This window comes from Megasphaera sp. DJF_B143 (genome assembly GCF_900320625.1).
Classification (GTDB): Bacteria; Bacillota; Negativicutes; order Veillonellales; family Megasphaeraceae; genus Megasphaera; species Megasphaera hexanoica.
In genome coordinates this window covers 1-12,864 of the sequence record NZ_ONTA01000167.1, presented here as the reverse complement: position 1 = coordinate 12,864, position 12,864 = coordinate 1, and the positions used below count along the sequence as shown (strand labels likewise).

The 12,864-nt window shown below is 52.1% G+C and carries 11 protein-coding genes; all 11 read left to right on the top strand.

The window, feature by feature from the left end; genetic code table 11:
- On the top strand, window positions 1-930 hold a 930-nt coding region (locus DBO31_RS05065; protein ID WP_150824596.1), incomplete at its 5' end, for a TrkH family potassium uptake protein.
- A gap of 110 nt (window positions 931-1,040) precedes the next feature.
- Window positions 1,041-1,571 carry a helix-hairpin-helix domain-containing protein gene (locus DBO31_RS05060; RefSeq protein WP_234995400.1) on the top strand — a complete coding sequence of 177 codons (531 nt, stop codon included), beginning with the start codon at window positions 1,041-1,043 and terminating at the stop codon, window positions 1,569-1,571.
- On the top strand, window positions 1,568-3,715 hold the full coding sequence (locus DBO31_RS05055; RefSeq protein ID WP_150824594.1) for a ComEC/Rec2 family competence protein: 2,148 nt from the start codon (window positions 1,568-1,570) through the stop codon (window positions 3,713-3,715). The genes DBO31_RS05060 and DBO31_RS05055 overlap by 4 nt, the downstream gene beginning before the upstream one ends.
- A complete protein-coding gene (holA, locus tag DBO31_RS05050; protein ID WP_369907321.1) occupies window positions 3,684-4,724 on the top strand; it encodes a DNA polymerase III subunit delta in 1,041 nt (346 codons plus the stop codon). The genes DBO31_RS05055 and holA overlap by 32 nt, the downstream gene beginning before the upstream one ends.
- A 1-nt stretch (window position 4,725) precedes the next feature.
- Window positions 4,726-6,282 carry a VanW family protein gene (locus tag DBO31_RS05045; protein ID WP_234995399.1) on the top strand — a complete coding sequence of 519 codons (1,557 nt, stop codon included), beginning with the start codon at window positions 4,726-4,728 and terminating at the stop codon, window positions 6,280-6,282.
- Window positions 6,283-6,318: 36 nt separating this feature from the next.
- On the top strand, window positions 6,319-9,957 hold the full coding sequence (locus DBO31_RS05040; RefSeq protein ID WP_150824592.1) for a PolC-type DNA polymerase III: 3,639 nt from the start codon (window positions 6,319-6,321) through the stop codon (window positions 9,955-9,957).
- Window positions 9,958-10,045: 88 nt separating this feature from the next.
- Complete coding sequence (locus DBO31_RS05035; protein WP_059077160.1) at window positions 10,046-10,378, top strand: YerC/YecD family TrpR-related protein; 333 nt, start codon at window positions 10,046-10,048, stop codon at window positions 10,376-10,378.
- A gap of 104 nt (window positions 10,379-10,482) precedes the next feature.
- On the top strand, window positions 10,483-10,923 hold the full coding sequence (gene mscL, locus DBO31_RS05030; RefSeq protein WP_059077161.1) for a large conductance mechanosensitive channel protein MscL: 441 nt from the start codon (window positions 10,483-10,485) through the stop codon (window positions 10,921-10,923).
- Window positions 10,924-11,011: 88 nt separating this feature from the next.
- Window positions 11,012-11,539: a hypothetical protein gene (locus DBO31_RS05025; protein WP_150824591.1), complete on the top strand. Its 528-nt coding sequence runs from the start codon at window positions 11,012-11,014 to the stop codon at window positions 11,537-11,539.
- 173 nt (window positions 11,540-11,712) lie between these two features.
- The gene (locus DBO31_RS05020) at window positions 11,713-12,174 is read left to right on the top strand and encodes a MarR family winged helix-turn-helix transcriptional regulator (RefSeq protein ID WP_113856058.1); all 462 of its coding nucleotides are present in this window, start codon (window positions 11,713-11,715) and stop codon (window positions 12,172-12,174) included.
- On the top strand, window positions 12,171-12,864 hold a 694-nt coding region (locus tag DBO31_RS05015), incomplete at its 3' end, for an efflux RND transporter periplasmic adaptor subunit (RefSeq protein WP_150824590.1). The genes DBO31_RS05020 and DBO31_RS05015, both read left to right, overlap by 4 nt.

The window sequence follows — 12,864 nt, the reverse complement described above, 5'->3', positions numbered from 1 at the left end:
CTCAGGGATATGACCGGCGTCCTGTTCCGCATTTATATGACTTTTACGGCCATTGCCTTCGTCATTTTCATGCTCTGCGGCATGGATTTCTTCAGTGCCCTCAACCACGCCATGTCTACCATTTCAGCCGGCGGATTCTCTACGTTTAATGACAGTGCTGCTCATTTTGAAAGCGCGGCTGTGGAAAGCTGGATGACTTTTTTTATGATTCTGGCTGGTGGTAATTTTGGCTTATATTATCAGTTATACCGCAAAGGGTTCCATGTCCTGAAGAGAAATACGGAATTTAAAGCCTACCTGCTCATCCTGTTCCTGGCGACCGTATGCATCGCCGCCGATTTGATACATGCCTTCGGTGCCGACATCGTTACGGCCCTGCGCTTTTCTTCGTTTCAGGCTGCGTCCATTGCCACGACGGGGTTTGTCTCGGCCGATTACGATCAGTGGCCTTCCTTTTCCAAGGGAATCCTCCTGCTTTTGATGATCAGCGGCGGCTGCAGCGGTTCTACGGCGGCGGGAATCAAGATTTCCCGTGTCGTCATCCTGTGCCGCTCTCTCGTGGCGGCTGTCCGGGAAAAACTTCACCCCCGGATGGTCATGGATGTCAGGATGAACGGCCAACTTATCGGCCAGGACACGATTATCCGGGTCAACCAGTTTTTTTTCCTGTACCTGGCGTTCATCGCTTTCTGGGCACTGCTTTTGACCTTCGACGGCATCGGCATTTTTGACGCCATCGGCATCAGCGTCACGACCATGGGCTGTATCGGCCCGTCGTTCGGCATTACCGGCGCTACCTGCACCTATGCCGGCCTGTCTGATTTTTCCAAGGCCATATTGTGTATTTCCATGCTCCTCGGGCGGCTGGAATTATTCACAGTCCTGGCTATGCTGCACGTCAGCTTCTGGAAAAAACGGGGAAATTGGTAAGTGAATGTTTAGTCCTTTAAGGAAACAGCTTTTTGATACCTATGTGTATCAGAGGCTGTTTTTTTGTTTATAAACGGAAAATATATCAGCAGATAATGGGAGGAGGAAGAATGATGAAAAAATTTTTTATAATAATCGGTTGTGTCCTGTTTATCATCGGATTTGTCTGGAACGAAGGTCTGCCCCATGTGTCGCCCGTACCGCAGGCCCCTGTCGTAGAAGAGGTGGAAAAACCGGACTATATCGTGTATATTACCGGTGCCGTCAGAAAGCCCGGCCTGTATTCCTTTACTCATGCCGTCACCGTCGGCGATGCCGTCCACGCGGCAGGCGATGCACTCCCGTACGCTGAGGCGTCGGCCGTAAACTATGCTTCCCGCATCGAAGATGGCATGCAGATCCACCTGCCATACAATCTCGATGGCGTACCTCCTGCAGCAGATAGTGATGGTAAGATCAATATCAATGAGGCTGATGAAAAGAAACTGACCGGTCTTCCCGGCATCGGCCCCGCCATGGCAAAACACATCATCGAGTACCGGGATGAACACGGAGGATTTACCGAGTGTGAGCAGCTGCAGCAGGTCAAAGGCATTGGTGCTGCCAAGTATGAAAAGTTAAAGGATAAGGTGACCGTATGACCTATATCAGTATTTTCGCCGCCCTGGCTTTTGCCTGTGGCATCATCGCAGCGGATATCGTGCCGGTCCCGGCGGCCGCCGGACTGGCCGGAGCAGGGTTCTGCCTGCCCGCTATGTGGGCCTTGAGGCATCGCATGCGCTGGGCCCTGATTTTGTTATTATGCCTGATGTTTTCGCTGGGCCTCTTCCGACTGGCCTGGGAAAGCAGACAGTATGAAGCGCTGCCTGCGTATCTGGCAGGAATGGAAGTATATGTAGAAGGGACGGTGAAGGAAAAGAAACATTTTTATGAAACGGAGCAGGGAACGATGAGCCGCTATGTCATCGACATGGACTATTTTGCATTCCCGGACGATCCGGCACGGCACAGGGGAAAGGGGAGTATATATGTTACCCTTCCGGCCAGTCCCGTCCACCCTCCATCGGAGCGCCTCGGGCTGAGACTGAACCTGAAAGAGCTCACCTATTACGGGAATCCCGGCCTGTACGATGCCAAACACCGGGACCGGGAACAATCGATTTTCCTGAAAGGATACACGGTACCCGATACGAAAATAGAAACACTGGAGCCAGGCCGGGGGATACTCTGTCAGCTATGGCGTCTGAGGCAGTATCTGACCCATATGTACCAGACCGTCCTGGACAGGGACAATGCCTATATCCTGAGCAGTCTCCTTTTTGGCGGTCACTATGATGACCTGCCTCCGTCCCTGCTGGAGAGTTTCAGTGTTACCGGACTGATCCATATCCTGTCCGTATCGGGGTCTCACATTTCTTTGTTGCTGGCAGCCGTACAGATACTGGGGAGACTGGCTTCTTTGCGGGAAAAGCCCCTGTTCATCCTTTCTGCCGTCGTCGTCATTGTATACGGTGCGCTGGCCGAAGGGACGGCGCCGGTCATCCGCTCGTCTCTCATGGGTCTCATATCTGCCTACAGCCTGACAGCCCGCCGGCAGTACACGGCCTGTCACGCCCTGGCTCTGGCAATTATAGCTATGCTGCTATATAGTCCCTACCTGCTCTTTGACCTGTCTTTTCAGTTGTCCTGCGGGGCATCGGCAGGCATCGTGCTGCTCCAGCGCCCGGTAGAACGATGGTTTTCCTTCCTGCCGTCGTTCTTGCGTTCTGGTATCAGCGTCTGCATCTGTGCCCAGCTGCTGCTCATTCCCTTTTTGCTGCATTATTTTTCAGCACTGCCCGTATACTCCCTGCTGGCCAATCTGCTGGTTGCGCCCGTCCTGGACTTCGTCATCCTGCTGGGACTCGCCGCTTCTGTACTGGGAATGGCTGTATTGCCCCTGGGCCAGGTACTGCTTTACGTCTTGCAGCCTCTGCTGAGTCTTGCCGTCAAGGGCAATTATTTCATTTCCTCCCTGCCATATAGCCGTTTCTGGCAAGGGGCCTGGCCGGTGTACACCTCGGCTGCCTATTATCTCGTACTGACCGGTCTGTTCTTTTTGCCGCCATACCGTAAGGTGCTGCTGCGTATGGCAGGTATTCTGTTCCTCGTTTCTACTCTGTATGCCGTCTATACCCGGCCGGAAATCATGATTTACAGTTATGATATGGGAAATGACCGGGCAACCTGCATCGTCTATGATGATACTTCGGCCTGCCTGTGGTATAATAAGAGCCAGTGGTCCCATGAAGGACAAATAGCCTGCGCCCTCACGCCGGCCCTGCGGCATTGTGGTATATTTCATCTGGACCGGGTATGGGTCAGTGGCGATGCCGGACCGGCAGAAGCGCAGCTGCGGCAGGATTTTACGATCGGCGACCTCCAGGTTGTGACTGAGCCGGTCGAGGGTGATGCTGCCGGACTAATTCAGACAGGGGTCCCGTACTACTTATATGAAACGTCTCTACCCAGACAGTTTCCATCGGACTCCGTGCTGGAAGTCCAGTCGCTGCGCCAGGCGGGCCGGACGGCGTTTCCCCGGGATGCCGACTTTTTGATCCTGCACCGCAGCGGCCCCCGGGATGTCCAGTGGAAGCGATGGTGCGAGACGGCAGCTCTTTACGATATACCCTGTGTGACGCCGGAAGAAGACGGAGCTGTCATTCTTTCCTGGCGCAGGGGATGCTGGACCGTACGGTCAGGTGGTGAATGGTTTGAAACAGGTAAAAATCATATATGGCAGTGAAACGTATCTAATGCATCGGGAAGAGCAGTCGTTCCTGGAGGCATTCCGGAAACGGGCAGGAGAAGAACCGGAACTTTCTGTCTTTGGCAAAGATGCCGCGCCTGCCCAGGTCGTAGAAGCGTTCCAGTCGTCGTCTCTCTTTGGCGGTACAAATGTCTGTATCTGGCATGACTGTCCGTACCTTCCCATCAAACGGGGCGGGAGGTCCCGCAGCAAGCTCACTAAAGAAGAAACGTGGTTCCTGGAACAGCTGGCGGCAATCCCTGAAGGGAACGGGCTTTTATTTGTCATTAAATTTCCGAAGGAAACAAGCAGACTCGATACGGGCTGTGTGTTCTTCAAGGAAGTTAAAAAGCTGGCTGAAGTGGCAGAATGCCAGCCGGTTACGGACAAGACGGTCATGACCTATGTCAGTTCATATATGAACGGGCGGGGACTGCATCTGTCTCCTTCCGCCGACCGTTATCTGCGGGGACTGTTCCAGACCTGGGATGCTATCCCGCTGCAGTACGTGTTTTCTGAACTGGACAAGTTGTGCATCATGCTCCCCGACGGGACAAGGGAAATAGAAACAACCCATCTGACGTCCCTCTTTTCCGGCACTATGGAAAAAAATCTCTTTACCTTTATGGATTACTTCCTGCGCCGGGACGGCCGTCACACGATTCCTTTTATTTCCAGTCTGTTCAGCCGCCAGGATGCTTTCTTGAAAAATACGGGGTATATGTTGTCCCGGCTGCGCCTCCTGCGGGCATATAAAGAACTACAGGCGGCAGGGATGAAAGAAAAGCAGTCTGAACAGGTCCTGATCAGGGTCAATAAAGGGAAACCGGTAAAATATGCGTTATACCACTTGAAAAAAATAGCATCTTATTGGAAAATAGAGGAGCTGGACGAATTACTCCTCCAGATTTTTACATTACAACTCAATATACGCAGAGGGACGGCCCAGTCCATGGATATGGAGCAGCTCATCTGTTTGTATTGCAGCAATAAAGGCAGGGTTTAAATTGCAGGACGAAGAAAAAGCACGTAAAGAACGAATGAAAGAATACCGCCGCCGCTATCGGGAAAAACACGGCATCAAAGAACACCCCAACCGGCTGAAAAAAATAGCCGCTGTAATCATTGGCATCTGCATTGCCGCATCGGGCAGTTTTTTTGCAGCCCAGAGCAAAGCCGCGTCGATGGTGACACTCGAAGGAAAGCCGGTTACGGAAATGACCGAAGAAGATGTGCGGGAATTTCTCGATAAACGCGAAGGTGACCTGCAGAAACAATCGGTGCATTTTACCGCCGATGATGTCGATGAAACGCTGCCCCTTGGAAAAGTCGATGCCCATTTTGACCGGCAGCGTATCAACGATGCGCTGTTCCTCGTCGGCCGCACCGGTTCGCCAGTCAGACGGGTTGCTGATGTCATTTCTATTCTGCGCTTTGGCCGGGATGTTCCTCTGTCCATAGCCGTCGATGAAGAGAAACTCGCATCGTACATCGGCGACATGCACGACCGGTACGATCAGGAACCGCGCAACGCCCATGCCCGGCCTGACGAAAGCGGTGTTACCATCCAGAAAGAACGGGACCAGATTACCATCGATTCGGAAGCCCTGCAGTCGGCTGTCCTCGACGAATTGGGCGACGGCAGGACTGATACGGTAGAAGTACCGGTCACGGCCCGTAAAGAAGCGCAGATTAAAGAAAAGGACCTCAAGAGTATCGATACTGTCCTTTCCTATTATACGACCCACTTCGATGGGAAAAATGATAACCGCGATGATAACATCCGCATCGCCCAGAAAGCGCTGAACGATACGCTCGTCCCGGCCGGGAAAGATTGTTCCTTCAATAAGACTGTTGGCAAACGGACGAGAGAAAAAGGATATAAAGATGCCCCTGTCTATTTCGACAATAAAGTCGTCCTCGATGCCGGCGGCGGTGTCTGTCAGGTCAGCACGACCTTATTCAACGCGGCTCTTAGGGCCGGCATGATCATTGCCAGCCGTTCGCCCCACTACGCCCCGGCAGGGTATGTGCCCGTCGGCATGGACGCTACCGTAGCCGACGATTCACTGGATTTTGCTTTTACCAATCCCTTTACCCGCCCTGTGTATATTTACACGGAAATGGGCGACGCATCCGTAACCGTCTATATCCTTGGCAATCACGCCGACACGTGCAACGTGACCTTTAACACCGTATCCCAGAAAACCCTGCCTCATCGCGTCGTACGTCGTCATGATGACAAAGTGACGGAAGATAAACGGGACCAGGAAGGCTACGACGGACATGATATTACCATCCGTCGTACCGTCAACTATACGGACGGGGATCATTATACCGATACGATTGTATCCCACTATGACCCTAATACGGAAATCATCCTCACGCCGGGCGATTCTTCAGAAGAAGTCGTGCAGACGACTAATCTCGACGGAGAACAGCCTCAGGACGCCATGATCAACGCTCCCCATGACCCGACGCAGATCCCTGAACCGGCCGTTTCTGAAACGGATAGCGGTGACGGGGCCGATGGCAGTGACAGTGAAGCGGCTGACGACGAGTAAGCCCGGTAGAGATACATCACATAGAAAGGAAACCTTATGAAAATTTGGCACATTCTCCCGAAAAAAGAATTTTCTATCCCTGTCGATAAGGACCACTATGTCCTGGTCCATGAGATTTGTGCAGAAGACCCGGGCCCACGCTGGCATGTCCGCACGAAATCGGACTGGAAGGTAACTGATGCAGACGTGTTGAAACAGGCTGTCTGCCAGGCGTTGCAGCTGCCGGGAGAAGTGACGCTGGAAAATGAGGTGGAATTTATACGCCACGGCGGCGATATTCCTCTCAGCCAGACGGAAGCGGAGTGGAATAGTGCAGTCCAGGTCAGTTGTGATGATATGGATGGGTACGGTATTCCTCACGAAGATATATATGATGTCAACGACGACGAAGACTGGCTCAAAGATGATCCGGAATACCAGAAAGCCTGTGCGGCTGCTGCAGGAAATGGCAAAGAAAACAGCAGTACGAAGCACAGCAGTAAAAAGGGAAGCACCAGTCCGGCCCAAAGCGACAGCCGCGTCTGGCTGGGAAAATATGTCGATGGCGAGGTTACGCCCATCAATGATGTCCTGGGAGAAGAACGGCCCGATGTCATTTTCCGGGGCAAACTGGTGCGGGTAGAGTTCCGGGAAACGAAGACGAAACGCATTATCCTGAACTTCCAGATGGCCGATAAGACCAATGGTATTTCCGCCCAGAAATTCCTCGACATCGGCGGCAGCAGCAACAGCAAGTACCGCCGGCGCAATACGATTACCGCAGAAGAACTGGAGGCCCTGAAGGGCAACATGAAAGAAGGCGCCTGGGTCCGCGTCCATGGCGATGTCAAATACAGCGATTATCTCAACGACTATGTCCTCAACGTGGACAGCATCATGCCTTCCAAAGGCGGTGCGGTCGAACGGGAAGATACCAATCCGACGCCGCGGGTGGAACTGCACCTGCATACGGTCATGAGCGATATGGATGCCCTGATTACGGTCAAGCAGCTCATCAGGACCGTCAAAAAATGGCATCATCCGGCCATTGCCGTCACCGACCACGGCGTCGTCCAGTCCTTTCCCCTGCTGCAGGAAATTTCGACGGATAAGACGAATAATGTCAAAGTCATCTATGGGATGGAAGGATACCTGTTCGATACGAAAGTAGATGAATCGTATCACATCGTCATCCTGGCCAAAAACCAGATAGGCATCCGCAATTTATACAAACTGGTCAGCATTTCCCACCTGAAATATATCTACCGCGGGCGGCCACGTATCCCCCGGGCGGTGCTCAACGAATACCGCGAAGGTCTGATTCTGGGGTCGGCCTGTGAAGCAGGGGAGCTGGTCCGCTCGATGGTGCAGAAAAACCTGCCCTATGAAGAACTGCTGAAGATAGCCTCGTATTATGATTATCTGGAAATCCAGCCCCTGACCAATAACCAGTTCCTCGTCCGGGAAGGGCTGGTACAAGATGAAGAAGGGCTGCGCAATATCAACCGCACTATCATCCGCCTGGCCGATGAGCTGGGCAAAATGACCGTAGCGACCTGCGACGCTCATTTCCTCAATCCTGAAGACAAGATATACCGGGAAATCCTCATGACCGGCAAGGGCTTTAAAGATGCCCAGTATCAGCCGGACCTGTATTTCCGGACGACCGATGAAATGCTGCAGGAATTCTCCTACCTGGGTGAAGACCGGGCCCGGGAAGTAGTCATCACTAATCCCAACAAGATTAACGACATGATCGACCATGTCCGGCCTGTGCCCAAAGAAACACTATATTTCCCGCAGATTGCCGGCTCTTCGGAAGCACTGAAAAAGATGTGCTATGACAAGGCTCATGAAATCTATGGCGATCCTCTTCCCCAAATCGTAGAAGACCGTCTGACTGAGGAATTCACATCCATCCTGGGCCATGGGTTCGGCGTCTTGTATTACATTGCCCACAAGCTGGTCAAGCATTCCAATGATGATGGCTACCTGGTCGGCTCCCGTGGATCCGTCGGCTCGTCCTTTGTCGCGACTATGTCGGATATTACGGAAGTCAATCCGCTGCCACCTCATTATGTGTGCCCTGAATGTCAGTACAGTGAGTTTTTTACCCACGGCGAATATGGCGGCGGCTTCGATCTGCCCGACAAGAAATGCCCGAAGTGCGGGGCGGATCTGAAAAAGAACGGCCATAATATCCCCTTTGCCATATTCCTTGGTTTTGACGGAGACAAAGTACCGGATATCGACTTGAACTTCTCCGGTGAATACCATCCCAAAGCCCATAAATACACGGAAGAACTTTTTGGTAAAGATAACGTATTCCGGGCTGGTACGACCGGCGTCGTCCAGGACAAGACGGCCTATGGATATGTCATGAAATGGGCCGATGCCCGCGGTATTAAAGTCAACGACGCTTATGTCAACAGCCTCGTCGCCGGCTGTACGGGTGTAAAGAATACGACGGGACAGCACCCCGGCGGCGTCATGGTCATTCCCCGCGACATGGATGTCCATCATTTTACGCCTGTACAGTATCCGGCCAACAAAAAGGATTCGGGCATCATTACGACCCACTTCGATTATCATTCTATCGAAGGCCGTCTGGTCAAGCTGGATATTCTCGGCCACGATGATCCGACGGTCATCCGCATGCTGGAAGATCTGACTGGCATCAAGGCGACGACCATCCCCTTCGATGATCCGGCGACGATGAGCCTGTTTAGTTCGACGAAGGCCTTGGGACTGACGCCGGAAGAACTGGGCTCCCAGGTCGGAAGTCTGGGAATCCCCGAATTCGGTACGCCTTTCGTCCGCCAGATGCTGGTCGATACGAAACCGAAAACCTTTTCCGAACTGGTCCGTATTTCCGGATTTTCCCATGGGACAGACGTCTGGCTGAACAATGCCCAGGACCTGATCCGCGATAAAGTTGTACCGCTGAAAGAAGCCGTCTCTACCCGTGACGACATCATGAACTATCTCATCCAGCATGGCATCAAGCCCAAGACGAGCTTCAAGGTCATGGAAAACGTCCGTAAAGGCAAGGGTATTGACAAACTGAACAAGGCCGGGCAGAAGACGACTGATTATGAAGGGGAACTGAAAGCGGGGAACATTCCACAGTGGTTCATCGACTCGTGCCATAAGATCGGCTACCTGTTCCCCCGGGCCCACGCCGTTGCCTATGTCATGATGGCCTTCCGCATTGCCTGGTATAAGATCAACTATCCCCTGGCGTATTATGCGGCATTCTTTACGATCCGCGCCAAGGCCTTCAAATTATCGGCCATGATCCATGGGCTGGATACGCAGGTGAAGGTCATGAAGGAAATCAAGGCTCAGGGTAAGAGCGCGTCCAAAATAGACCAGGATCTGTATTCGGCTCTGGAACTGGCGAAAGAAATGAGCCTTCGCGGCTATTCCTTCATGAACGTCGATATCAAACGGTCGGCAGCGACGAAATTTACCGTCTGCGATGGGAAAATCCTGCCGCCATTCACGGCTATTGACGGACTGGGTGCCAACGTTGCCGAACAGATTGTGGCGGCCCGCGAGGAACGGCCTTTTACATCCAAAGCGGATTTGAAGATCCGCGGGAAAGTGTCCAAGTCCCTTGTTGATGCTATGACGGCCGAAGGATGCTTGGACGATTTGCCCGAAGATGAACAACTCGATTTATTTGCCATGTAAGAGGTATCGACAGAGCGGCCGTTCTGCTTTATAATAAGGTAGAGTATTTACTATGCTAAAGTATGAAAGCGGCAAGCGAGGTGTCATCATGGCTGTCAATGAAAAATTAAGGGATCATCTTCATGACCAGCTTTTCCAGGCAATCCTGGAACTCCAGTCAATCGATGAATGTTATGAGTTTTTTGAAGATTTGTGTACCATCCAGGAGATGAAAGCCATTTCATCCCGTCTGGAAGTAGCCCGGATGCTGAAGGCTGGTGATATTTATGAAGATATCGTCAAAAAGACCGGGGCCAGTACGGCAACGATCAGCCGTATCAAGCGGTGCCTGAATTATGGCAGTGGCGGATACAGCAAGATTCTCGAACGGATGGCAAAAAAGAATCCCGATTTACTGAAATTGAGCAGTGGGAAAAAATAAGAACAACCTTTCGTTTTAACATATTGCAAAAATCCGCTGATTAGTATATGATGAGACAGGTTCTATGTAATGTTTCCTATGTAAAACGGATTGGAGTGGATGGAATGAGTTTCATCAAGGAATTCAAAGAATTTGCTATGCGCGGCAATGTCATGGATATGGCTGTCGGCGTCGTAGTCGGCGGTGCCTTTGGCAAGATTGTCACGTCATTAGTTAATAATATCATCATGCCACCTATCGGCGTTCTCCTGGGAGGTATTGATTTTTCCGATTTCTTTATTCCCCTCAGTACACAGCACGTTGGAAGTCTGGCAGAAGCAAAGGCGGCTGGTATTCCCGTCATTGCCTATGGTGCTTTCCTGAATACGGTACTGGAATTTCTCATCATTGCTTTTTCTATTTTTATCGTCATCCGTCAGCTGAACCGTCTGCTGCCCAAACCGGAACCGGTAGCGGAACCCCGCCTGTGCCCGTATTGCCGTCAGCCCATTGCAGACGATGCGACACGGTGTCCCCATTGTACGAGTGAATTGCCTGAAAAATAGGGCGATGCCGGAATGTAACGGTATGATGAAGCGGGCCTGCCTTATGTGTGGCAGGTCCGTTTAGTTTGTTTTCCGGAGTGTGATGGACTTGAAAACCAAGTTTGGCGTCACTATTTTTTCGAATGGTGATATGAACATAGTGAAAGAATCGCTGCAGGAAGATCTGTGGAGAGATTATCAGTTCTTTTGTAAAAAAGCAGACGGGCACCGTCATAAGCGGAGTCCGAAGGCCAATCTGCTGGTGCGGCGGTATGAACGGACGGCCGTCATCACGTTGTTCACCTTTTTTTCGGCTGTCCTGGACAGTTGGCGTATCCGGCAGGGCACGGCCGGATCGGTCGTATCTCTGACAGCAGCCTGTCAGGCTTTTTTGGAAGACTGCCGGAAGTGGAGTGGGAAGCAGGCTGATTTCAGCCATTTATTGGCCATTCTTGGGCGGTACGACCAGAACCGGCAGGCTTTGCTGGAAACTGTCTCAGAGGAAAGCCGTTGTGATATCGAAAAGAGTATGTGTGCCTTCCTCGATTTTATGGAAAGACAGACGGATCTGCGCCGCTTTCCCGAGGCCGCATCAGGGACAGAAGGTCTGATGAACCATCTCATAGGCAGTATATGAGATCAGGGGATGCCGGGAAAGGGAAATTCCCTTACTGTCAGTCAGAAGATAAGAATCTGGCTGGCAGTTTTTTTGTGAGGAACAGACGATGTATATTGCACTTGTACCTTTAATTTGCTATACTATAGGCAATTAGTTGATTAAATCAACTAAAAGAAAGGAAGTCGTGCTGTATGGATTATCTTAAAGCCAGTCATGATTTTGGCATCATAAACCGGCGTTCCCAGGCCTATGTGACGGAAATCTGCAAACCCTGGAATCTGTCCTATTCCGAGTACATCATCCTCATGAGTCTGTATACACGCAGTGGATGTCAGCAGAATGAATTAGGCAAAGCCATCAAAGCGGATAAGGCACTGGTCGCCCGCTGCGTCAAGACTTTGGAAGAGAAGGGGTTCCTCTTCCGTAATCAGAGTGAGCAGGACCGGCGGGTTAAATATATTTATCTCACAGAAAAAGCCTGGTCCTTACAGGGAACGATGGAAAATATCTTGAAAAAATGGGTAGAAGCGCTGGTGCAGGGTATTGATGAACATGCGTTGGACAAGGCCCTGGACATTATGCATGCCGTTGCGGAAAATGCGGCACATGCCGATATCCCGGCACTTGGCCCGGTAAAGGAGATAAAATTATGAAGAAAAATGGAACGTATACGGCACTGGCCCTGCTGGTCGTGCTGGCACTGGCCCTGTCGGGATGCGGCCAGAAGACGGAACAACCAGAACAGGCCCAGCTGGTCAAGGTCATCCGCGCCGGCAGTGATACGGCTGGCAGTACGGCCGGAACTTATTCCGGTACGGTCAAAGGCCGGTATCAGAGCAACCTGTCTTTCCAGGCAGGCGGCAGGATTACGGCGCGGAACGTGCAGCTCGGTTCCCAGGTTCATGCCGGCGATGTCCTCATGACGGTCAATCCCAGGGATATTGCCCAGGCCGTCAATCAGACACAGGCCCAGGTAGACGCCGCGGCCGCCCAGCTGCAGCTGGCCCAGTCGAATCTGGCCCGTTATCAGCAGCTGTACCAGGTCGATGCCATCAGTGCCTCCGTACTCGATCAGTACCAGACGGCGTATGACCAGGCTGCCGCCCAGTATAATCAGGCCCTGGCAGCCCGGCAGGCCCAGGAAAACCAGTTGTCCTACACGCAGCTCACCGCCGATGCCGACGGCGTTATTTCTTCTGTCTCTGCAGAAGTCGGACAGGTCGTAGCAGCCGGTCAGACCGTCGTCACCCTGGTCCACTCTGGAGATTTGGAAGTCAAAGTTAACGTGCCGGAAAACAAGCTGGCCGATTTTCCCGTTGGCCGGACCGTATCCGTGTCCTTCT